This is a genomic window from Mesorhizobium sp. M5C.F.Ca.ET.164.01.1.1 (assembly GCF_004792125.1).
Taxonomy (GTDB): domain Bacteria; phylum Pseudomonadota; class Alphaproteobacteria; order Rhizobiales; family Rhizobiaceae; genus Mesorhizobium; species Mesorhizobium wenxiniae.
The window spans coordinates 308,801-331,851 of record NZ_SRTG01000001.1 but is presented as its reverse complement, the minus strand read 5'-3'; the positions used below and the strand labels follow the sequence as shown (position 1 = coordinate 331,851).

The following is a 23,051-nucleotide window of genomic DNA, read 5'->3' as shown; positions in this document are numbered from 1 at the left end:
TAACGCTCCTTCTCCGACGTTCGACCGGGGAAGTCCTCCCTTGCGTTTATCGTCGGAGTGTATGCGAACACGTTTATCCACACAATATGGCGTAGTTATTGCATCGCAGCAAACTATTTCGCAACTGCGAATGCGCGACATGGTGCCATATTGGTCCTTACCAAACTGTGAAATCGGACGCAGGTTCCAACGCAAACGGCCCGCCTTGTGGAGGGGCAGGCCGATACAAGTCCTGTAGCGCTGGCCCAACACTATTCAGCGCCTTGGGTTTGTCAACCAGGTAATCGCCTTTCTTCAGGCGATTATCTGGTTGACAAACCCGGCCTTCAACCAACGGGGATCACGCCCTCCAGAGCAATGATCCTCGTCTTTGCGCAGCGTTCACGGATAGCTTTGAGCCGGCTGTACTCTGGAGAGCCGTACCATGCCATGAGCGAGGCCATGTCCGGAAACTCGACAATGACCAGGCGATGAGGTTCCCAATCGCCTTCCAGCACTTTGGTGGCTCCGCCACGAGCGATGTACCGTCCCCCATAGCGCGCTTCGGTTGCTGGCACATCCCGGCGGTATTCCTCGAAAACGGCGGCATCGGTTATGTCTACATCAGCAATGAGATACGCTGCCATTGGCCTTACTCCCTGAAGCCAGTGAAGCACCTCCATTAGCGGCCCCGCAACTAAGCCACCGGTACTACGCCTCGGAAACGACTCGCCTCTCCCTGTATCGGGCGCTTTACTACAATCGTTGGGGGCAGCTCTGGGAGGAGACGAGCCATGCCGATGTATCTCACGCAATTCAGCTATACGCCCGAACCTGGGCGCGCTTGATCGAAAACCCCGAGGATCGACGCGAGGCGGCCCGTTCTACATCGAATCGGTGGGCGGAAAGCTACACGGGTTCTGGTACGCCTTCGGAGAGCACGATGGCTGGAATCTATGGGAGGCTCCAGACAACGTTTCGATGGCATCTGTCATGCTGGCTATCGGTGCGGGCGGGGCGCTCAGCTCGTATGAGACCACCGTCCTCCTAAGCGTCGAAGAGACGATGCAAGCGCTTGGGAAGGCTAAGTCGATCCGGTATCGCCCGCCGGCGGCAGTCGTCGATCGAGAAGCCGAGATTGCGCGCGCGGCGCAAGAAAGTCAGCCGGTGGATGTCGTCGCCGCAATAATCGCGGTAGCCGTTGCCGGCGCGCGCCGGACGGATCAGGCCGATCTCCTCATAGTAGCGGATGGTCTTGGCCGGCAGACCGGAACGCTGGGCGGCATCTCCGGCATTCATGACAGCTCCTCGACTTCCGGCGGGTTGGCGGGCCGCCCCATTGAATTCATTACATAATCTTATGGTAGCCGTTGCCGAAAAGCCACAGTTGCCGACTTACCGGCACGTAAGCCCCTGCATATAGGCATCGCCCGCTTGGCAAGCAAAGCAAATGCCAGCATGAATGATGGCGACAAAGCGGCCGTCTCGTGCCGCTACCTTTGGGCGGGGCATCGGACCTTTTCATGCGCATGAAGTCATTCGCAATCGTCGCCGCACTTGCGCTGTCGACGGCTATTGCTGGTTGCAGCACCATCGGCTCGCAGATATTCACCAACAACTATGGCCCGATGACCGATGCGGGCTATCGACTGCCGCGCATTCCGATCGAAAAGGTGCCGTTCAAGTACCGTCGGCAGGTCGTTAGCTACGACACCGATGAAAAGCCGGGCACCATCGTCGTCGATACGCAGAACAAGTTTCTTTACTACGTCATGGGCGGCGGCGAGGCGATGCGTTACGGCATCGGCGTCGGCCGCGAGGGTTTTGAATGGCGCGGCACCGCCCGTATCGCGGTGAAGCGCGAATGGCCGACCTGGACGCCGCCTTCGGCGATGATCAAGCGCCAGCCGGAGCTCGCCAAGTTTGCCGGCGGCATGGAGCCGGGATTGACCAACCCACTCGGCGCGCGCGCCCTGTATCTGTTCAACAGGGGCGGCGATTCGGGCTACCGCCTGCATGGCAGCCCGGAGTGGAACTCAATCGGCAAGGCGATGTCGTCGGGCTGCATCCGGCTGATGAATCAAGATATTATCGAGCTTTACGACCGCACCTCCGTCGGCGCTAAAGTGATAGTCTTGTAAAAACTTTCTTACGCGGACCGTCTAGGCAACAAATGGACGTCGCAGAACAGAAAACCGGGCACTTTAGCCCGGTTTTTTGTTATCGCGCGACAGGCGAATTGACGTTTTTTGAGTCGTTAAGAGACCTGTTCGACCTGCTGCACCTCGGGCACAAAATGCCGGAGCAGGTTCTGGATGCCGTGCTTCAGCGTCGCCGTCGACGACGGGCAGCCGGCGCAGGCGCCCTTCATGTGCAGGAACACGGTGCCGTTCTCGAAGCCGCGGAAGGTGATGTCGCCGCCATCCTGGGCGACGGCCGGGCGCACCCGCGTGTCGAGCAGTTCCTTGATGGTGATGACCAGTTCCTCGTCGGCCTTGTCGTAGAATTCGCCGGTCTGGCTGGTCTCGGCAGCGGGGCCGGCCTTGGCCATCACCGGCGCGCCGGACATGAAGTGCTCCATGATGGCGCCGAGGATCGCCGGCTTCAGATGCTGCCAGTCGGGGCCGTCCTTGGTCACGGTGATGAAATCATAGCCGAAGAAGACGCCGGTGACGCCGGGGATCTCGAACAGCCGGCCGGCCAGCGGCGAAGCCGTAGCGGCGCTGTCGGCATCGCGGAAATCGGCGGTGCCTTCGACAAGTACTTCCTTGCCGGGCAGGAACTTCAATGTCGCCGGATTTGGCGTCGATTCGGTCTGGATGAACATGGATGTCTCCGTGCCCATTCGGGCAGATAGTTTGGAATAATTCTAAATAGGCCTTATCGGCGGGACATTCAAGCGAAAGGCATCGCCGGAACGGCCGCCCGAGAGAATGAATTTTCTTCTACCGCGCCGTGCGTTCAATTGGACGCGCAAAGCAAGCTGTAGCACTTTGATTTTGCGTTAGGCCAGGCTGTCGATTTCTTCGTCCGACAGGTTCTGCGGCACCACCGTCACTGGAATGGGGAAGGCGGCGCCCTTGCCGGCGACAGCACCGACCAGCGGACCCGGCCCCTCCTTGCCGGCGCCGGCCGCAAGCACGAGGATGGCGATATCCTGGTCTTCCTCGATCAATTTGTGGATCTCTTCGGTCGGCTTGCCTTCGCGCACCACCAGTTCCGGCTCGATGCCGAGTTTCTGGCGCACCTTGTTGGCGTATGCATCAAGTGCGGCCCGCGCGGTGGCGGTGGCCTCCTCGCGCATGATCTTCTCGACACCCAGCCAATGCTGGAAATCATCCGGCTCGATCACGTAGAGCAGCACCAGAACGCCGTTGGTGCTCTGCGCGCGCTTCGAGGCGTAGACGACGGCCCTCTCGCATTCGGGCGTGTCGTCGATGATCGCCAGGAACTTGCGGCGATGGCCGGCTTCGCGGCTGAGGCGTTTGGAGACCATAGTCACCCTGTTCGATGGTTTCGGTCGCAATCTGCCACCGCCACGGCCCGGCCGCAAGCGACCGGCAGATGTAGCGATGCTGGTGCGTTAGAGCGTCCTTGGCGCGTCCAAACGGATGCGCGGCGCTTAAGGTTCAGCTTTGCAGCAGGCCGATGATGTCGCGCACCGTCTTCATCGTCGCCTCGGCCAAGGCGCCGGCCCGCTCGCCGCCATCCCTGAGCACCGCGTCGACATAGGCGCGGTCATCGCAAATGCGGCGCATCTCGCCGGCGACCGGCGCCAGCTTTTCCACGGCAAGGTCGGCCAGCGCCGGCTTGAACACTGAAAACTGCTGGCCGCCGAACTCCTCCAGCACCGCCTCCTTCGATATCTCGGCCAGACCCGCATAGATGCCGACCAGGTTTTCGGCTTCCGGCCGGTTGACCAAGCCGTCCAATTCCCCGGGCAACGCCTCGGGGTCGGTCTTGGCCTTGCGGATCTTCTTCGAGATGCTGTCGGCATCGTCGGTCAGGTTGATGCGCGACAGGTCCGACGGGTCCGATTTCGACATCTTCTTCGAGCCGTCGCGCAGCGACATGATGCGCGCCGCCGGTCCGCCGATGATCGGTTCGGTCAGCGGGAAGTAACCGTTCACCGTCTCCTCGCCGACCTTCATCTCGACGCCGACACCAAGGCCGGCGATGCGGTCCGAAAAGTCGTTGTTGAATTTTTGCGCGATGTCGCGTGTCAGCTCCAGATGCTGCTTCTGGTCATCGCCAACCGGCACGTGGGTGGCGCGGTAGACGAGGATGTCGGCCGCCATCAGGCTCGGATAGGCAAGCAGCCCGAGCGATGCATTCTCGCGGTCCTTGCCGGCCTTGTCCTTGAACTGGGTCATCCGGTTCATCCAGCCGATGCGGGCCACGCAGTTGAAGATCCAGGCAAGCTCGGCGTGCTGCATGACCCGCGACTGGTTGAAGACGATGTGCTTCTTCGGGTCGATGCCGGAGGCGAGAAACGCCGCGGTGATCGAGCGCGTCTGGTCTTTGAGATCGTCATGGACAAGCTGCGCGGTCAGCGAATGCAGGTCGACGACGCAATAGATGCAATCGGAGGTGTCCTGCAGGGCGACGAATTTCTTGATGGCGCCGAGATAGTTGCCCAGATGCAGATTGCCGGTCGGCTGGACGCCGGAAAAGACAAGTGGCTTGAAGGCAGGCTGATTGAAGGCGGGCTGATTGGAGTCAGTCATGGTGTTTCCCTGGCTTGTGGAGGGCCGTTTCGCGCGCGGCGAAAGTCTTTCGACGGCGCGCTTATGGACGAGAGCGGGGAGCGGATCAAGAGGCTGTTGGCGATCGCGGCAGAGCAATTTGCTTCAGGTCCGATTGCTTGTTCGATGTTGTTGGCGCCGCGCTTCTAGCGCCTGTCTCGGCTTGACAGGTCGGCGCTGCCCCTCATTGCCCTGCCGGGCATTTCTCCCCGTATAGTGACAGTATAGTGACGGGGAGAAAGACAGCGTCATCGACGGTTTCGCCAACGACAAGCGTTGCAGGAAGGGCGCCGAGGGGCAGCCAGCTTCTTTCCCCCCGTTTACGGGGAGAAATGCCCGGCAGGGCAATGAGGGGCGGCGCCGAATATGTATGATAGGGTGGAACATATTCTGCAAACGATCTGACGGGAAATGGATGACCGTCTCCAACGAGAAAGCTTTGGAGCGCCGACATGGCCGCGAGACGCCACTGGAGACAGCGGCGCGACTTCGGGATGAACTCGGGATCGAACTTAACAAGCAGGCACGTAAGCCGCTGCCGCGCCCGGTCTATGACGAATTGTCCGGCGAAGACTGATGCTTGTCGACGGGGGTCGCTACGGCTAGGTTTACGGATCTGGAGACTATTCCCTAGTCGAAGGGGAGCCCTTCCGCCTGACATTGCGCCGGATCATGCCGAAATCGGCGCCGCCGGTGGCGAAGGCGGTGACGAAATAAAGCAACGCTCCGCCGGCAACCAGCGCGAGAAGCGTCGTAGCCTTGACGACCAGCGGTGAGCCCGAGGCCAGTTGGGCGGCAAACCAGTGCTCGGCAAAATAGAGCGCCGCCCCCATCACCGCCGCCGACAGCACCAGCCGTGGGATGCGTCTCATGAGTGGTACGTCGCGGCCCCAGTGACCGCGCCGGATCAGCACGCCGAGCAGCATCAGCGCATTGACCCAGCCGGCGACGGCCGAGGCGACGGCGATGCCCGGCGCGCCCATCTGCGGAAACAGCGTCAGCGCGGTGGTAATGTTCACCGCCACTGAGATGGCGGCGAAGATCATCGGCGTGCGCGTGTCTTCGCGGGCGAAATAGCCGGGCGTGAACGCCTTGATCAGCACAAAGGCCGGCAAACCCAAGCCGAAGATCGCCAGGATTGCCGCCACGATTGGCGTCGAGTTGTTGGCGGCAAATGCCCCACGTTCGTAGACCAGCCCCACGATCGGCTCCGACATGACCAGCAGTGCCGCCGCCGCCGGCAAGGTCAGGAACAAGGTGAACTCCACCGACCGGTTCTGCAGATTGGCCGCTTCGATCAGATTGCCTGACTTCAGCGCCCGCGACAGTTCGGGCAGAAGCACGATGGCGACGGCGACGCCGACGACGCCGAGCGGCAGCTGGTAGATTCGGTCGGCATAGGCGAGCGACGACACCGCACTGTCCTGCGCCGAGGCGATCGCGGTGCCGATCAGCTGGTTGATCTGAGTGATGCCGCCGGTGATTGCCGCCGGCAGCGCCAGGATCAGCAGCCGCTTGACATTGGGTGTCATCTTTGGCCTGCGGAAACCGATCGAGATGCCGGCATGGCGCACCGCCACCCAGACGATCGCCAGTTGCACCAGCCCCGCCGCCAGCACGCCCCAGGCCAGCGCGAAGCCGACGGTGCGCGCGTCCGATCCCTTGTGCCAGGAATAGGCGAGCACGCCGATCAGGATGATATTGAGGAACACTGGCGCCACAGCCGCGGCGAAATAGCGGCGCAGCGAATTCAGCATGCCGGCCATCATGGCGCCGAGCGACATGCAGATCAGGTATGGAAACATGATGGTCGCAAGCCGGACCGTCATCTCGAATTTTCCCGGCGTGTCGGCAAAGCCCGGCGCCACCAGGTAGCGCACGATCAGCGGCATCGCCAGTTCCATGGCAATGGTCAGCGCCAGCAGCGCCGTGAACAGCACGCCGAACACCTCTTCCGAAAAGCGTCTGGCGCCATCGGTGCCGTGGGTCTCGATTTCCTTGGCGAACAGCGGCACGAAGGCGGCATTGAAGGCGCCTTCGGCAAACAGCCGGCGAAAGGTATTGGGAAACTGGAACGCCGCGTTGAAGGCGTCGGCGATCGGCCCGGTGCCGAGTGCGGCCGCCATCAGCATCTCGCGGCCGAAGCCGAGGGCACGGCTCATCAGCGTGCCGGAAGCGACCGTCGCGAACTTTTTGACAAGGCTCATGCGTCTGGAGACTGCCTGCAGGATTGGGACAAATAAATGGTGGTTGTCACTCGGCCGCGGCCTTGGCCTTGCCACCGCGCTCCGGCACGGTGCCTTCGAGAACCGCGACCAGTCTGTTTCGGATGGCGGCCATGCGCGTCGGGCTGTCGATCTTCTGGCCGGTGAGATCGGTGACATAGAAGGTATCGATGACCTTTTCGCCGAAGGTGGTGATGTGTGCCGACGCGATGTCGAGCGACAGGTCGGACAACGCCCCGGTGATCTCGGACAGCAGGCCCGGCCGATCCAACCCCTCGACCTCGATCACCGAGAACCGGTTCGACAGCGTGTTGCGGATTTCGGCGCGCGGCGGGATGCGGAAGACCTTGGCGCCGCGCCGCGGCTTGGTGCGCTTCTCGATCATCTCCGGCAACCAGCTCTTGCCCGACAGCACATCCTCGATCAGGCGGCCGACGCGCCCGGCGCGGCGGCGTTCGTCCTCGTCGCGGTCGAATTCCCTCGAGATCAGGATGGTGTCCAGCGCGCGGCCATCGGCGGTGGTGAAGATCTGCGCGTCGACAATGTTGCCGCCGGCCGCCACACATGCCCCGGCAATGACCGAAAGCAGGCGGGGATGGTCCTGGGCCAGCACGGTGATCTCGGTCACCGCCTCGAACTGATGGGTCTTGATCATCGTGGCGAGCTTCTTGCCCGCCGCATCCGCCTCCCGGATGAATTCGGCGTGGCGAAGCTGGTCGGCGAGATCGACCGTCAGCAGGTAGTTCTCGTAATGCAGGCCGACATAGCGCTTGCGGGCTTTTTCGGACCAATCGGCAAGCGCTTCGGCCAGCCGCTCGCGTGCCGCCGCCGTTCGCTCGGCGCGCGACACTTCCGAAAATCCCCCGGTCAACAGCAATTCGGTCTCATAGTAGAGCGTGCGCAGCAATTGGCCTTTCCAGCCGTTCCAGACGCCGGGCCCGACGCCTCTGATATCGCAGACGGTGAGGATGAGCAGTAGCTTCAGCCGTTCGACCGACTGCACGATCGCGGCGAAATCCTCGATCGTCTTGCGGTCGTTGAGATCGCGGGTCTGTGCCGTCATCGACATGACGAGGTGGTTCTCGACCAGCCAGGCAACTGTTTCGGTGTCGGCCGCCGACAGCCCCATATGCGGGCCGATGCGCCGCGCGATCCGGGCACCCACTTCGGAATGGTCCTCGGGCCGTCCCTTGGCGATGTCGTGCAAAAGCACCGCGACGTAGAGCGCCTCGCGGCTTTTCTTCAGCCCCGGCATCAGCGTGTGGGCAAGCGGGTGGATCTTTTCACCGTCGCCACGCTCGATCTCGGCCAACACGCCGATACAGCGGATCAGGTGCTCGTCCACCGTATAGTGGTGATACATCGAGAACTGCATCATGGCGACGATCTTGCCGAAATCCGGGATCAGCTTTGCCAGCAGTCCCGCCTCGTTCATGCGCCTGAGATTGAGTTCGGCATTGCGGTCTGACGTCAATATGTCGAGGAACAGCCGGTTGGCTTCCTCGTCGCGCCTGAGCGCCTTGCCGACGAGGCCGAGCGAACGGGTCAGCAGCTTCAGCGCATCGGGGTGAAATTCCAGCCCGTGCTTGTCGGCGAACCAGAACAGCCTCAAGAGATTGACCGGATCGCGCTCGAACACCAGGTCGTCGGCGACGTTGATGCGATGGTTGTCGATAATGAAATCGGACGTGCCGGCAAGCTTGCGCTTACGGCGCGAGAAGGTGAGGAAGATGCGGTTGAAGCCCGGCACATGCTTGGCCTGCTCTTCCTCGAGTGCAGCGCAGAAGATGCGGGTGAGATCCCCGACATCCTTGGCGACGAGGAAGTAATGCTTCATGAAGCGCTCGACCGCCGACAGGCCCGGATGTGTGGTATAGCCCAGCCGCTCGGCGATCTCGCGCTGGATGTCGAAATGCAGCCGTTCCTCGGCTTTGCCGGTGAGGAAATGCATGTGGCAGCGCACCGCCCACAGGAAATCCTCGGCCTTCTGGAACTCCCGGTATTCGGTGCCGGTGAAGACGCCCTTGTCGACCAGCTCCTCGCCGGTGCGCACCCGGTAGAAATACTTGCCGATCCAGAACAGCGTCTGCAGGTCGCGCAGGCCGCCTTTGCCGTCCTTGACGTTGGGTTCGACCAGATAGCGGCTTTCGCCGGCCTTGGCATGGCGCTCGTCGCGTTCGGCAAGCTTGGCCTGCACATATTCGGGCCCGGTCGTGCGCACCACCTCGCGGTCGAAACGCTGCAAGAGCTCGTCATAGAGCTTCTGCTCGCCCCACAGGAAACGCGCTTCCAGGATCGAGGTGCGGATGGTGATGTCGATGCGCGACAGCCGCAGGCATTCGTCGATGTTGCGGGTGGCGTGGCCGACCTTCAGCCCCAGATCCCAAAGTATGTAGAGCATGTATTCGACGATCTGCTCGCCCCATGGCGTCTGCTTGTAGGGCAGCAGGAACAGGAGATCGATGTCGGATCCCGGCGCCAGCGTGCCGCGGCCATAGCCGCCGACTGCGATGACGGCCATGCGTTCGGCCGATGACGGGTTTTTGACGCGATAGACATGGGTGGCGGCGAAATCGTAGAGCGCGCGGATGATCTCGTCCATGAGATGCGACAGCCGGGCGGCGCAGGCGGTGCCACTGCCGTCGTCCATCAGCATGCGTTCGGCGATGCTGCGGCCGGCGGTCAGCCTGCCCTTGAGAAGCTGGAGAACACCGGCGCGCGCAGCCTTGCCGGAGCCGTCGCCTGCCGTGGCCGCGGTCAGCGCCGTCATCTCGCAGCGCAAGGCTTGGCTGTCGATCAGTTCATCGAGCTTTAGAGAGATTCTTGCCATAAGTGCCGTTCGGCCTCGCCGTTTTGGCGGCGTCTATAGCGCGTTTTCGCGGCGCTGGGTATGGGGCGGACGGACACGCTCTCCACGAAGTCGTCGATGGCATGCGGCGGCGGCTGGATGCGGGATTGTCCGCCGGTGGTTTGGCGCGCCTCGGCAAGAAAAACAGAAATTTGGTTCTTGACCTTCCAGTCACTGGAAGCACTACCTCCGTTTCAGAACCGAGACACAGGGGCATTTCCGCATGACGCATTCCGACCATGACCATCACGCCCATAGCGGCTGCTGCGCGGCAAAAGCTGTTCCGTCCGTCGCCGACGCCGTCATTCGCGATCCGGTCTGCGGCATGACCGTCGATCCGGCCGCCGGCAAGCCGACAGCTGAGCATGGCGGCCATCTCTATCATTTCTGCAGCGAGCGCTGCCGTTCGAAATTCACGGCCGAGCCGGAAAAGTACCTTACCGCCACCGACCCGGTCTGCGGCATGCGTGTCGACCGTGCCGCCGCGAAGCACTTTTCCCGGCATGAAGGCCAGGGCTTTTATTTTTGTTCGGCCGGCTGCAAGGTGAAATTCGAGGCGGAGCCGGCAAAGTATCTTGGCGACAAGCCAGAGCCGCAGGCGATGCCGAAAGGCACGCAATACACCTGCCCGATGCATCCCGAAATCGTCCGCGACAAGCCAGGCGCCTGCCCGATCTGCGGCATGGCGCTGGAGCCGATGGGCGTGCCGACCGGCGATGAGGGGCCGAACCCGGAACTGGTCGACTTCACGAGGCGGTTCTGGGTGAGCGCCGTGTTGTCGGTGCCATTGCTGATATTCGCCATGGCGCCAATGCTCGGGGTGACGTTTAGCGCCTTCGTCGAGGATTCGGCGAAGATCTGGGTGGAATTGGCGCTGGCCAGCCCGGTTGTGCTGTGGGCGGCATTCCCTTTCTTCCATCGCGGCTGGGATTCGGTTCTCAACCGCAGCCCCAACATGTGGACGCTGATTTCGCTCGGCGTTGGTGCGGCCTATCTCTACAGCGTCGTCGCCGCGCTGTTCCCGGATATATTTCCGCACCAGTTCCGCGGTCATGAGGGCACGGTGCCGGTCTATTTCGAGGCGGCCGCCGTCATCGTGGCGCTGGTTTTCCTCGGCCAGGTGCTGGAGTTGCGCGCCCGTGAGAAAACCGGCTCGGCGATCCGCGCGCTGCTCGACCTCGCGCCGAAGACCGCGCGGCTGATCGGCGAGGACGGTTCCGAAAACGACGTGCCGCTCGACACGGTCAAGGCCGGCGATCGCCTGCGCATCCGCCCCGGCGATGCCGTGCCGGTCGACGGCATCGTGCTGGAAGGCCGCTCTTCCATCGACGAATCGATGCTGTCAGGCGAGCCGCTGCCGGTCGAAAAGACCGAAGGCGACCCCCTCACCGGCGGCACGCTCAACAAGAACGGTTCGCTGATCATGCGCGCCGAGAGGATCGGCGCCGAAACCACGCTGGCGCGGATCGTCGAGCTCGTCGCCAAGGCGCAGCGTTCGCGCGCGCCGATCCAAGGTCTGGCCGACCGCGTCTCCTTCTATTTCGTCCCGGCCGTCGTGGTGGTTGCGATCGTTGCGTTCATCGCCTGGGCGACCTTCGGGCCGCAACCCAGCCTGATCTTTGCCATCGTCTCTGCGGTCTCGGTGCTGATCATCGCCTGTCCTTGCGCGCTGGGGCTTGCCACGCCGATGTCGATCATGACCGCCACGGGGCGCGGCGCGCATGCCGGCGTGCTGATCAAGGATGCCGAGGCGCTCGAACGCTTTGCTTCGGTCGACACGCTGATCGTCGACAAGACCGGCACATTGACCGAAGGCCGGCCGAGATTGACCGACTTCGTCGCCGAAGGCATAACGCAGGATGATCTGCTGGCATTTGCCGCCGGCCTCGAAAGAGGCTCGGAGCATCCGCTGGCCGAGGCGATCGTCGAAGGCGCCCGTGAACGCGGGGTAAAAATTCCCGACGCCGGCGGTTTCGAGGCGGTGACCGGCAAGGGCGTTTCCGGCACGGTGTCGGGAAAGAACGTCGCGCTCGGCAACGCGGCGATGATGGCCGCTCTCGGAATCGATATCGCATCCATCTCGACCAGCGCCGAGGCGCTGCAGGCCGAGGGCAAGACTGCGATGTTCGTCGCCGTCGGCAAGAAACTGGCCGGCATCGTCGCCGTCGCCGACCCGATCAAGGCGACGACATCAGAAGCGATCAAGGCGCTGCACGACCGCGGCCTCAAGATCATCATGGCGACCGGCGATGACGAACGCACGGCGAAAGCCATCGCCAGCAAACTCGGCATCGACGAGGTGCGTGCCGGCCTGCTGCCGGAACAGAAGAGCGCGCTGGTCGAGGAGTTGCGCGCCAGGGGCGCCGGCGTCGCCATGGCCGGCGACGGCGTCAACGACGCGCCGGCGCTGGCCGCCGCCGATGTCGGCATCGCCATGGGCACCGGCGCCGATGTCGCCGTCGAAAGTGCCGGGATCACGCTGGTCAAGGGCGATCTCAACGGCATCGTCCGGGCCCGCACGCTCGCCCAGGCGACGATCCGCAACATCCGCCAGAACCTGTTCTTCGCCTTCCTCTACAACGTGCTTGGCGTGCCGGTCGCCGCCGGCATGCTCTATCCGCTCACCGGCACGCTGTTGTCGCCGATGATTGCGGCAGCGGCGATGAGCCTGTCCTCGGTTTCGGTCATCACCAACGCGTTGCGGCTCAGGACGTTGAAACTCTGAGCCAAGCCTCCAGATAGAAATTCGTTCAAAAAAGGAGATCATGAATGACCTTGGCCAAGAAGATCGTGCTGCTGCTGATGGCGGCCGGAATGCTGCTTGCCGTTTTCCTCGAAAGCATTCCGTCGCAAGCCCAGGAGATGAAACACGACATGGGGGCGCACGACATGGGCGCGATGGGCGCGCAAAGCCCCTCGACCGACGGCTACAAGGCGGCGATGGACAAGATGCACACCGCCATGATGGCGATCACACTTTCCGGCAATGCCGATGTCGATTTCGCCCGCGGCATGATCCCGCATCATCAGGCCGCAATCGACATGGCCAAGGTCGAGCTTGCCAATGGCAAGGATCCGGAAATGCGCAAAATGGCCGAAGCGGTGATCGCGGCGCAGGAAGCCGAGATCAAGCAGATGCAGGATTGGCTGGCCGCCCACCCGGTGAAGTAGACATCAGGCAGCGCGCGGGAAATCCGGGGTGGATTTCTCGCGAAGGGTGTGCTGCCATCGGGCGTCGACTGGAGCGCGCCATGCCATCAACGATAAGAACCACTACATTGCCCTCGGGCGAAGCCGTTCCAGTGCTGGGTCAGGGCACGTGGAAAATGGGCGAGGATTTCAGCCGCCATGCCGATGAGGTCAACGCGCTGAAGCTCGGGCTCGATCTCGGCATGACGCTGATCGACACCGCCGAAATGTATGCCAGCGGCGGGGCCGAGGAGGTGGTGGCGGATGCCATTGCCGGGCGCCGCGACGAGGTGTTCCTGGTCTCCAAGGTGCTGCCGTCCAACGCCTCGCGCACCGGCGTGCCGGCGGCCTGCGACAGAAGCCTCAGGCGTCTGCGCACCGACCGTATCGATCTCTATCTGCTGCACTGGCCCGGCAGCATGCCGCTGGCGGAAACGGTCGAGGCCTTCGACGCGGTGAAAAAGGCCGGCAAGATCCGCCACTGGGGCGTCAGCAATTTCGACACCCATGAGATGGAGGAACTGGTCAGCCTGCCGGCCGGCGACAGCGTCCAGACCAACCAGATCCTCTACAATCTGTCCCAGCGCGGCCCCGAATTCGACCTTGCGCCCTGGAGCCGGCAACGCGGCATTCCGCTGATGGCCTATTCGCCGGTCGATCAGGGCGTATTGGCGCGCAATACCAGGCTCGAAGCCATCGCCGCCCGCCACAATGCCACGGCGGCTCAGTTGGCGCTGGCCTGGCTGATGGCACAGGACGGCGTCATCGCCATCCCAAAGGCCGGCAGGCAAGAGCATGTCCGCCAGAATGTCGCTGCGTTGGACATCGAGCTCACCTCGGAAGATTCCGCAGAAATCGACCGTGCCTTCCCGCCGCCGACCCGCAAGCGCGGGCTGCAGATGATTTGAGGGTTTGCCGCAGGACCCAAGGTCGCGTTCCCTGCGCTATCGTACGAAGCCTGACTACTTCCCCGCCATTCCCTTCAGCCGATACAGCGCTTCCAGCGCCTCCCTCGGCGTCATCTCGTCGGGATTGATCTCCCCTAGCGCCGCGCTCAGTCCATCGCTCTTTGCCGGCTTCGGCGCCTCTTGTTTCACCGCCACCGAAAACAGCGGCAGATCGTCGACCAGCCGGTTTGCCTTGCCCGAAACCTCGCCAGCTTCCAACTGGTGCAGTACTTCCCTGGCCCGCCCGACCACCGCTTCCGGCAGGCCGGCCAGACGCGCCACCTGCACGCCGTAGGAGCGGTCGGCGGCACCCTTGCCGACCTCGTGCAGGAAGACCACGTCGCCCTCCCATTCCTTGACCCGCATGGTTACGTTGTGCAGCCGAGCGAGGTTGCTGGCCAGCGCCGTCATTTCGTGGAAATGGGTGGCGAAGATCGCCCGGCAGCGGTTCTTCTCGTGCAGATACTCGACCGCCGCCCAGGCGATCGACAGGCCGTCGAAGGTAGCGGTGCCACGGCCGATCTCATCCAGGATCACCAGCGCGCGTTCGCCGGCCTGGTTGAGGATCGCCGCCGTTTCGACCATCTCGACCATGAAGGTCGAGCGGCCGCGCGCCAGATCGTCGGAGGCACCGACACGCGAAAACAGCCGGTCGACGACGCCGATATGGGCTGATGCCGCCGGCACGAAGGAGCCGGTCTGGGCGAGGATGGCGATCAGCGCGTTCTGCCTGAGAAAGGTCGATTTGCCGCCCATATTGGGGCCGGTCAGCAGCCAGATCGCGCCGTTCTTGGCATCGCCTTCCGGCGATAGATCGCAATCATTGGCGACGAACGGTCCTTCGCCCGAACGCCGCAGCGACTGTTCCACCACCGGATGCCGTCCGCCCGAAATTGCGAAGGCGAGGCTGGCGTCCACCACGGGCCGGCACCAGGCTTCGCTTTCGGAAAGCAGCGCAAGTGCCGCCGACACGTCGAGCACGGCAAGCGCTTCTGCGCCAGCGCGGATCTTGTCCGCCTGGCCGACCGCTTCCGCCGTCAGCCTGTCGAAGGCGGCAAGCTCGATCGCCAGCGCCCGGTCGGCGGCATTGGCGATCTTCGATTCCAGCTCGGCGAGTTCGGTCGTGGTGAAGCGCATGGCATTGGCCATGGTCTGGCGATGGATGAAGCGCGCCTTCGCCCCATCGCTGCTCGTCATGATCGCATGGTGGTTGGCGGTGACTTCGATGTAATAGCCAAGCACATTGTTGTGCCGGATTTTCAGCGAGCGGATGCCGGTTTCGTCGATCAGCGAGCGCTCCAGCCCGGCAATCACTTTTCGCGACTCGTCGCGCAGTGCCCGCATTTCATCGAGTTCAACGTTGTAGCTGGAACGGACGAAGCCGCCGTCGCGCTTGAGCAGCGGCAGCTCGTCGCCGAGCGCCTGCGTCAGATGCTCGGCCAGCGGACGTGGCAGCGCCTCGATCGACGCCAGCGCCGCCGCCAGTTCTTGCGGCAGGGCGGTCGCCCCGAACAGTCCGGCAATAGTGCCGGCAGCCTCGAACCCGGCACGCAGCGCGCCGAGATCGCGCGGGCCGCCGCGGTTGAGCGCCAGCCGCGACAGGGCGCGAGGCATGTCGGCGACGCTCTTCAGGCTCGCCCGCACCGCCTGGCACAGTTGTGTCTCGGACCGGAAGAACGATATCGAATCCAGCCTTGCGCCGATTGCTGCCGGATCGGTCAGCGGCGCCATCAGCCGGTCGCCCAGCAGTCGCGCGCCGCCGCCCGTCACTGTGCGGTCGATCGCCTTGAACAGCGAGCCCTCGCGGCTGCCGGACAGGGTGCGCAGCAGTTCCAGATTGGCGCGCGTCGCCGGATCGATGAACAGCGTCGAGCCTTGCTCCTCGCGTTCGGGCCGCGACAGCGGCGGCCGCTCGGCCTTCTGCGTCTTTTCGACATAGGCGATGGCGCCTGAGATCGCCGACAGCTCGGCGCGGGAAAACGTGCCGAAACTGTCCGGCGTCGCCACCTCGAAGAAACGGGCGATCCGCCCGGCGGCCGACGCCGAGTCGAACAGGCTCGGCGGCTGCGGAGTGGCGACCCGGCCGAGCACGTCGAACACCGGTTTCAGCTCGGGATCGTAAAACACCGGATCGGCGACGATCAGCTCGCGTGGGTCGACGCGAAAGACATCGGCGAGCAGCCGGTCTGCGGTGGTCTCGGCAACGCGGAAGGCACCGGTCGAGATCTCGATCCAAGCCAGCGCAAAACTTCCTTGGTTCCCTGTCGCGCTGCCGCGCTCCCCGCCTCTTGCCTCGGCCCCGCCTTTGACCCGGCTAAGCGCCATCAAAAAACTCGATTCCGACGGCGCCAGCAATTTGTCCTCAGTGATGGTACCCGGCGTTACCAGCCGCACCACGTCGCGGCGCACCACCGATTTGCCGCCGCGCTTCTTCGCCTCGGCCGGATCCTCGATCTGCTCGCAGACGGCGACACGGAAGCCTTGTCCGATCAGCTTCTGCAGGTAATCGTCGGCGGCATGTACCGGCACGCCGCACATCGGGATGTCGAGGCCCTGGTGCTTGCCGCGCTTGGTCAAGACGATGCCGAGCGCCCGGCTCGCCTTCTCGGCATCGTTGAAGAACAGCTCGTAGAAATCGCCCATGCGGTAGAACAGCAGGGAATCCGGGTTCGCCGCCTTGATCTCGATATACTGCTCCATCATCGGCGTCGCCGGCGCAAAGGCCGGCGTAGCGCTGTCGCTGCGGATGGGCGTTTCGTCGTTCAAGAAGCTGCTTCCAAAATTTTCCAGGCCATCTGCTTGGCGGTTTACAGCGGCGAAGTGTAGCCTTAATCCCGAACGTTCCACAAAAGAAAGCATTGCACCCGCCTCAAGCGGTGCCGCACGGGTGAGGAAATCGAAAGCATAATGGCCAGGAAAACCGAAAACCCCGGACCCTCCGTCAGTGCGCAGGAGGCGCTGGAATTCCACGCCATGGGCCGCCCCGGCAAGCTGGAGATCGTCGCCACAAAGCCGATGGCCACCCAGCGCGACTTGAGCCTTGCCTATTCGCCGGGCGTCGCGGTTCCGGTGCTTGCCATCGCCGAGGATCCCAGCCGCGCCTTCGACTACACGGCGCGCGGCAACATGGTCGCCGTCATTTCCAACGGTACCGCCATCCTCGGCCTCGGCAATCTCGGCGCGCTGGCCGCCAAGCCGGTGATGGAAGGCAAGGCGGTGCTGTTCAAGCGCTTCGCCGATGTCGATTCCATCGATCTCGAGGTCGACACCGAGGACGCCGAAGAGTTCATCAATTGCGTGCGTTTCCTTGGGCCCTCCTTCGGCGGCATCAACCTGGAAGACATCAAAGCGCCGGAGTGCTTCATCATCGAGCAGCGGCTGCGCGAGCTGATGGACATACCGGTCTTTCATGACGACCAGCACGGCACCGCCATCATCTCGGCCGCCGGCCTGATCAACGCGCTGGAAATCACCGGCCGCGACATGAAGACCACGAAAATGGTCTGCAACGGCGCGGGTGCGGCTGGCATCGCCTGCATCGAGCTGATGAAGGCGATGGGCTTTGCGCCTGAAAACATCATCCTGTGCGACACCAAGGGCGTCGTCTTCCAGGGCCGTACCGAAGGCATGAACCAGTGGAAGTCGGCGCATGCCGTCAAGACCGACGCGCGCTCGCTAGCCGAGGCGCTGGACGGCGCCGACGTGTTTCTCGGCCTGTCCGCCAAGGGCGCACTGACCACCAAGATGGTGCAGTCGATGGCCGAGAAGCCGATCATCTTCGCCATGGCCAATCCCGATCCGGAGATCACGCCCGAGGAAGTCGCCGAAATCCGCACCGATGCCATCATGGCCACCGGGCGTTCGGATTATCCGAACCAGGTCAATAACGTGCTCGGCTTCCCCTACATCTTCCGCGGCGCGCTCGACGTGCGGGCGACCACTATCAACGACGACATGAAGATCGCCGCGGCGCGGGCGCTGGCCGAACTGGCGCGCCAGGATGTCCCCGACGATGTCGCCGCCGCCTACCAGGGCATGCGGCCGAAATTCGGCCCCAACTACATCATCCCGGTGCCGTTCGATCCGCGCCTGATCTCGGCCATTCCGATCGCGGTTGCCAAGGCAGCGATGGAGTCCGGCGTCGCGCGCAAGCCGATCCTCGACCTCGACCGTTACGCGCAGGAGCTCTCCGCCCGCCGCGATCCGATCGCCTCGACCCTGCAGCGCATCTACGACCGCGTGCGCCGCCAGCCCAAGCGCATCGTTTTCGCCGAGGGCGAGGAGGAGCAGGTGATGCGCGCCGCCGTCTCCTACGTGAACCAGCGGCTCGGCACCGCCATCCTGCTCGGCCGCGACGACATCATCAAGGAGAATGCCAGGAACGCCGGAATCGAGCTGAACAAGCAAGGCATCGAGATCATCAATGCCAGGCTGTCGCGCCGCAATGGCGTCTACACCGACTATCTCTACGAGCGCATGCAGCGCAAGGGCTTCCTGTTCCGCGACTGCCAGCGCCTGATCAACAACGACCGCAACCATTTCGCCGCCTGCATGGTGGCGCTGGGCGATGCCGAAGGCATCGTCACCGGCGTCACCCGCAACTACTCCACGGCGCTCGACGACATCCGCCGTGTCATCGACGCAAAGCCCGGCCACCGCGTCATTGGCGTTTCGATCGTGCTGGCGCGCGGCCGAACCGTGATCGTCGCCGACACCGCCGTGCACGACATGCCGAATGCCGAACAGATTGCCGACATCGCCGAGGAAGCCGCCGGCTTTGCCCGCCGCATGGGTTATGAGCCAAGGCTCGCCATGCTCGCCTATTCCACCTTCGGCCACCCGCAGGGCGAGCGCTCCGAACGCGTCCAGGAAGCGGTGCGTATCCTCGACAAGCGGCGCGTCGATTTCGAGTATGACGGCGAGATGGCCGCCGACGTGGCGCTCAATGCGCGCGCCATGGCGCAATACCCGTTCATCCGGCTGACCGGCCCGGCCAATGTGCTGATCATGCCGGCCTTCCACTCGGCCTCGATCTCAACCAAGATGCTGCAGGAACTCGGCGGCTCGACGGTCATCGGCCCGCTGCTGGTCGGCCTGGACAAGCCGGTTCAGATCGTCTCGCTCAACGCCAAGGATAGTGATATCGTGAATATGGCCGCGATCGCGGCGTATACGGCGGGGGCTTGAGAAACGGGCAGCAGCGCGCGCCCCTCCTTCTCCCACAAGTGGGGCAAGGAAGAGACGTCGAGCCCTAAATCAGCCCTGCCAGCTCGGCCTCGCGGCGCAAATTCTGCCGAGGCCTTGGCCCGATCTGCTGGATGACCAGCCCGGCCGCCAGCGAGCCGAGATCGCCGCACTCCCTCAGGCTGCGCCCTTGCGTGTAGCCGTAGAGGAAGCCGGCGGCATAGAGGTCGCCGGCGCCGGTGGTGTCGACCAGTTCCCGGATCTTGGTCGCATCGACGGTGACGGTCTCGTCGCCGCGCACGATGACCGAGCCCATTTCCGAGCGGGTGACGGCGGCGATCTTGCAGTCCTTGCGGATCTGGGCCAGCGCCTCGTCGAAGGAGGCAGTCTGGTAGAGCGACTTGATCTCGTGGGTGTTGGCAAAGACGATGTCGACCGTACCCGAGCGCATCAGGTCCAGAAACTCGTCGCGGTAGCGGTCGACGCAGAACGAATCCGACAGAGTCATCGACACTTCGCGGCCGGCGGCATGCGCGAGCTTCGCCGTCTGCCGGATCGCTTCCTTGGCGCGCGGCGGGTCCCACAGATAGCCCTCGAAATAGGTGACCGCCGCCCCCGAGGCCTTGTCTGCCTCGACATCCTCCGGTCCGAGCTCGACGCAGGCGCCGAGATAGGTGTTCATTGAGCGCTCGCCGTCGGGCGTGACGAAGATCATCGAGCGCGCCGTCGGCGGTTCGCCTTTGAGCGGCTTGGTGTCGAAGGCGACGCCCTGCGCATGGATGTCATGAGCGTAGATTTCGCCGAGCGCATCGTTCGAGACTTTGCCGAAGAAGGCGGCGCGTCCGCCGAAGCTGGCGACACCCGCCGCCGTGTTGCCGGCGCTGCCGCCGGAGGCTTCGATGGCCGGGCCCATGCGGCTGTAGAGCAGCTCGGCGCGCCTCGTGTCGATCAGGTTCATCGCGCCCTTGATGATGCCGTTCGTCTCCAGGAATGCCTCGTCGCACTGGGCGATGATGTCGACAATGGCATTACCGATACAAAGCACGTCATAGGTCGGCATCAATGAGTGTCTCCGCGAAAAACCACCGGCCTTCTGGCACACCGGCCGCGGGCGGGTCTAGCGATTTGATGCGGCTTTGCCTAGGGTCGGGATCTATTTATCTGGTCGATCGGCAGATGCACCGCATCGTGCTGTGCCTGAGCCTTGCCCTGTCTCCGCCTGCCTCGGGGATACCAGCCATGGATTGGAAACGCCGTGATCCCTAGCGCCGCCCGCGCCGCCGCCAGCCGGTTGTTCTCGCCCGAATTTCGCTCGGTGTTCGTGAAGACGCTGGGCCTGACCTTGCTGGCGCTCGCCGCGCTGTGGTTCGCCATCGAGGGCCTGTTCGAATGGCTGGCCTGGCCATGGATCGACGCATGGCTGCCCAGCCTGCCGTCCTGGGCCGGATGGCTGGGCGTCATCGTCGCCGGGATCGGTCTCGCGCTGGGTTTGGCGCTGCTGATCGCGCCGGTGACGGCGATCATCGCCGGCCTGTTCCTCGACGACGTCGCCGAAGTGGTCGAGCGCACCGACTATCCCAATGACCCGACCGGCCGCGCCATGCCGGCACTGCGCTCGATGGTGCTGGCGATAAGATTCTTCGGCGTCGTCATCGTCGGCAACATCGTGGCCTTGCTGCTTCTGCTGGTGCCGGGCATCAACATCGCTGCGTTCTTCATCGTCAACGGCTATCTGCTGGGGCGTGAGTTCTTCGAGTTCGCCGCCATGCGTTTTCGCCCGGAGGCCGAGGCACGGGCGTTGCGCAAAAAACATGCCGTCACGGTGTTCCTCGCCGGGCTGGTTATCGCTGCCTTCCTCACTGTCCCGCTGCTCAACCTTCTGACGCCGCTCTTCGCCGCCGCCATGATGGTGCATTTGCACAAGGCGATCAGTGCGCGGGAAGCGGCTTAGGGCGTGCTGATATTCGGGTGCTGCCGGCTTGCGAATGGCGGTTTCCTATGCTTCCGGTACGCACCCAAACGTTACGCTCCGTTCCGGTTCTCGGAACCCACCTTTCTCAGCGCGGGCTGACCTGAATCTCAGCACACCCCCGGCGCTAGCGTAAAAGAAAACCGCGTCCCAGCTCGTCGTCGGGTTCGACGATGAATTCGGTCCGGCCGCAGTAGTAGGCGCGGCCGCCGACGCGGGCGATAATGGCGTCATGCAGCCCGGCTTTCGCGGTCCTCGCCACGCTGCCGGAAAAGCGCGAGCCTGCAACACTCTCGAACAGCCGCGTCTGGCCGGCGATTTCGCCCTTGGCATGCATTGCCGCCAGCCGCGCAGTGACGCCCGAGCCGGTCGGCGAACGGTCGACCTCGGCCTCGGCGAAGACGCAGATGTTTTTGGTCGGGGTATCGGAAAATGCGTCCTGTCCGTCGGTCAGGATGGTGCCGTAGAGAAAGGCAAGGTCGGCATGGTCGGGATGCGACAGCGGAAACTCGGCCTTCAGTTTCCCGGTCAGCATTGTCGCCGCATCGACGAAATCGCGCACGCGGTTCCTGCCGAATTCCAGCCCGAACTGGCGGCAATCGGCGAGCGCATAGAAGGCGCCGCCATAAGCGATGTCGAAGCCGATCGAACCGAAGCCCGGCAATTCGATCTCCTGGTCGCGGGCGAACAGAAAGGCCGGCACGCTTTCGAACGACACCGCGCCGGCCTTGCCGTCCTGCACCTCGACCGAGGCGACGACCAGCCCGCACGGCGCTTCGATATTGACTGTTGTCACCGGCTCCTGCCGCGCCACCAGCCTCTCGTCGACGGCGTAGCGGCCGAGCGCGACGATGGCGTGGCCGCACATCGTCGAATAGCCCTCATTGTGCATGAACAGCACGGCGAGGTCGGCGCCGGGCAGGTCGGGCTCCACCAGCAGCGCGCCATACATGTCGTAGTGGCCGCGCGGCTCGAACATCAGGATCTTCCTGAGATGATCGAGGTGGTCGCGCACATAGGCGCGCTTTTCCAGGATCGTGCCTGCAGGGATCTTGGGATAGCCGCCGGTGACGATCCGCAGCGGCTCGCCGCCGGTGTGCATGTCGACGACGGTGAGTGTCATGCGTTGGGTTCGGCAAACAACGCCTGCAGCTTGCCGAAAGGCATGGCGGTGCGGGTGAAGCCGAAGGTGCCGTCCTGCTGGATCTCGCGCGCCGCCGTCTCCAGCATGCCGAAGGCGAAATTGGTCAGCCAGGGCCCGAGCGAAATGCGCTTGACGCCTGCCAGGGAAAGATCGGCGATGGTGAAGCCGGGCCTCACCATGACGTTGACCGGCTTGGTCAGCGCCGAGCAGACGGTTCGCACCGTCTCGATGTCACTGATGCCCGGCGCGTAGAGCACGTCGGCGCCGGCCTTCTCGAAGGCCTGCAGCCGCTTGATCGTGTCGTCGATGTCGGGCTTGCCCCATAGAAAATTCTCAGCCCGCGCGGTGAAGACGAAATCGTGCTTCAGCGCCCGTGCCGCCTCCGCTGCGGCGGCGACGCGCTCGACGGCATGCGAAAAATCATAGATCGGCTTGTCGGGCTCGCCGGTGTGGTCCTCGATCGAGCAGCCGGCGAGGCCCGCGGCCTCGGCCGCGAAGATGGTTTCGGATGCACTTGTCGCGCTGTCGCCCTTGCCCTTTTCGAGATCGGCCGAGACCGGCAGGCCGGTCGCCGCCGCCACCTCGCGGCAGTGGTGGATCATCGCCTCGAAGGTCACCGCGCCGTCGGGCATGCCGCGCGAAAAGGCAAAGCCGGCGCTGGTCGTCGCCAGCGCCTTGAAACCGAAGGAAGCCAGCAGTTTCGTCGTGCCGACGTCCCAAGGGTTGGGCATGACGAAGATCGAGCTGTGCAGGTCGCGAAAGATTTTGCCCTTGTCCATGGATGCTCCCCAGAGTGCGAAGCGCATTTTATCCCGCCACTG

The 23,051-nt window shown here is 63.7% G+C and carries 17 protein-coding genes and 2 pseudogenes; 8 read left to right on the top strand and 11 right to left on the bottom strand.

The window, feature by feature from the left end; all coding sequences use genetic code 11:
• Positions 1–326: 326 nt before the first annotated feature.
• Positions 327–626: a DUF1330 domain-containing protein gene (locus tag EN807_RS01535; RefSeq protein WP_127317620.1), complete on the bottom strand. Its 300-nt coding sequence runs from the start codon at positions 624–626 to the stop codon at positions 327–329.
• Positions 627–773: 147 nt separating this feature from the next.
• On the opposite strand from EN807_RS01535, the pseudogene EN807_RS01530 reads away from it, so the two are divergent.
• Positions 774–1,095: pseudogene (locus EN807_RS01530) on the top strand (GYD domain-containing protein); the annotation flags it as partial.
• Here the strand turns inward: EN807_RS01530 and EN807_RS01525 are convergent.
• Positions 1,087–1,278 (bottom strand): annotated as a pseudogene (locus tag EN807_RS01525) (MerR family transcriptional regulator); the annotation flags it as partial. The pseudogenes EN807_RS01530 and EN807_RS01525 overlap by 9 nt on opposite strands.
• Positions 1,279–1,502: 224 nt before the next feature.
• Between EN807_RS01525 and EN807_RS01520 the strand changes: the two are divergent.
• Positions 1,503–2,120, top strand: coding sequence for a L,D-transpeptidase (locus tag EN807_RS01520; protein ID WP_135933616.1), 618 nt, complete (start codon positions 1,503–1,505; stop codon positions 2,118–2,120).
• Between the two features lie 116 nt (positions 2,121–2,236).
• Here the strand turns inward: EN807_RS01520 and EN807_RS01515 are convergent, their stop codons facing one another.
• The 3 genes from EN807_RS01515 to trpS all read right to left on the bottom strand — a co-directional run bounded on the left by EN807_RS01515 (position 2,237) and on the right by trpS (position 4,706).
• Positions 2,237–2,806: a NifU family protein gene (locus tag EN807_RS01515; RefSeq protein WP_029347737.1), complete on the bottom strand. Its 570-nt coding sequence runs from the start codon at positions 2,804–2,806 to the stop codon at positions 2,237–2,239.
• Between the two features lie 177 nt (positions 2,807–2,983).
• Positions 2,984–3,475, bottom strand: coding sequence for a universal stress protein (locus tag EN807_RS01510; protein WP_095493836.1), 492 nt, complete (start codon positions 3,473–3,475; stop codon positions 2,984–2,986).
• 133 nt (positions 3,476–3,608) lie between these two features.
• Positions 3,609–4,706, bottom strand: coding sequence for a tryptophan--tRNA ligase (trpS, locus tag EN807_RS01505; RefSeq protein ID WP_135933615.1), 1,098 nt, complete (start codon positions 4,704–4,706; stop codon positions 3,609–3,611).
• A gap of 433 nt (positions 4,707–5,139) precedes the next feature.
• Here trpS and EN807_RS35375 point away from each other — a divergent pair, with 433 nt between their 5' ends.
• Complete coding sequence (locus EN807_RS35375) at positions 5,140–5,301, top strand: hypothetical protein (RefSeq protein WP_164783944.1); 162 nt, start codon at positions 5,140–5,142, stop codon at positions 5,299–5,301.
• Positions 5,302–5,347: 46 nt separating this feature from the next.
• Here EN807_RS35375 and murJ read toward each other — a convergent pair whose 3' ends face one another.
• Positions 5,348–6,931 (bottom strand): murein biosynthesis integral membrane protein MurJ, encoded by a 1,584-nt coding sequence (gene murJ, locus EN807_RS01495; RefSeq protein WP_135933614.1) that lies wholly within the window; start codon positions 6,929–6,931, stop codon positions 5,348–5,350.
• Positions 6,932–6,977: 46 nt separating this feature from the next.
• Complete coding sequence (locus EN807_RS01490) at positions 6,978–9,779, bottom strand: [protein-PII] uridylyltransferase (RefSeq protein ID WP_135933613.1); 2,802 nt, start codon at positions 9,777–9,779, stop codon at positions 6,978–6,980.
• Positions 9,780–10,020: 241 nt separating this feature from the next.
• Here EN807_RS01490 and EN807_RS01485 point away from each other — a divergent pair, with 241 nt between their 5' ends.
• From EN807_RS01485 to EN807_RS01475, 3 genes are all read left to right on the top strand, one after another.
• Positions 10,021–12,522, top strand: coding sequence for a heavy metal translocating P-type ATPase (locus EN807_RS01485; protein WP_135933612.1), 2,502 nt, complete (start codon positions 10,021–10,023; stop codon positions 12,520–12,522).
• Positions 12,523–12,566: 44 nt separating this feature from the next.
• Complete coding sequence (locus tag EN807_RS01480) at positions 12,567–12,968, top strand: DUF305 domain-containing protein (RefSeq protein WP_135933611.1); 402 nt, start codon at positions 12,567–12,569, stop codon at positions 12,966–12,968.
• A gap of 80 nt (positions 12,969–13,048) precedes the next feature.
• Positions 13,049–13,894, top strand: a complete 846-nt coding sequence (locus tag EN807_RS01475; protein ID WP_135933610.1) for an aldo/keto reductase — start codon at positions 13,049–13,051, stop codon at positions 13,892–13,894.
• Positions 13,895–13,948: 54 nt separating this feature from the next.
• Here the strand turns inward: EN807_RS01475 and mutS are convergent, their stop codons facing one another.
• A complete protein-coding gene (mutS, locus tag EN807_RS01470) occupies positions 13,949–16,792 on the bottom strand; it encodes a DNA mismatch repair protein MutS (protein ID WP_246683993.1) in 2,844 nt (947 codons plus the stop codon).
• Between the two features lie 48 nt (positions 16,793–16,840).
• Between mutS and EN807_RS01465 the strand changes: the two genes are divergently transcribed.
• Positions 16,841–19,120: an NADP-dependent malic enzyme gene (locus tag EN807_RS01465; RefSeq protein ID WP_135933608.1), complete on the top strand. Its 2,280-nt coding sequence runs from the start codon at positions 16,841–16,843 to the stop codon at positions 19,118–19,120.
• A gap of 64 nt (positions 19,121–19,184) precedes the next feature.
• Here the strand turns inward: EN807_RS01465 and EN807_RS01460 are convergent, their stop codons facing one another.
• The gene (locus EN807_RS01460) at positions 19,185–20,177 is read right to left on the bottom strand and encodes an adenosine kinase (protein WP_135933607.1); all 993 of its coding nucleotides are present in this window, start codon (positions 20,175–20,177) and stop codon (positions 19,185–19,187) included.
• A 195-nt stretch (positions 20,178–20,372) separates the two neighbouring features.
• Here EN807_RS01460 and EN807_RS01455 point away from each other — a divergent pair, with 195 nt between their 5' ends.
• Positions 20,373–21,068 carry a sulfate transporter family protein gene (locus EN807_RS01455; protein WP_135933606.1) on the top strand — a complete coding sequence of 232 codons (696 nt, stop codon included), beginning with the start codon at positions 20,373–20,375 and terminating at the stop codon, positions 21,066–21,068.
• A 145-nt stretch (positions 21,069–21,213) separates the two neighbouring features.
• Here the strand turns inward: EN807_RS01455 and EN807_RS01450 are convergent, their stop codons facing one another.
• Both EN807_RS01450 and EN807_RS01445 read right to left on the bottom strand, forming a co-directional pair.
• Entirely contained in the window at positions 21,214–22,209 is a 996-nt protein-coding gene (locus EN807_RS01450) for a proline racemase family protein (RefSeq protein ID WP_135933605.1), read from the bottom strand.
• Positions 22,206–23,009, bottom strand: a complete 804-nt coding sequence (locus tag EN807_RS01445) for an oxaloacetate decarboxylase (protein WP_135933604.1) — start codon at positions 23,007–23,009, stop codon at positions 22,206–22,208. Before EN807_RS01445 ends, EN807_RS01450 begins: the two co-directional genes overlap by 4 nt.
• Positions 23,010–23,051: the final 42 nt, after the last annotated feature.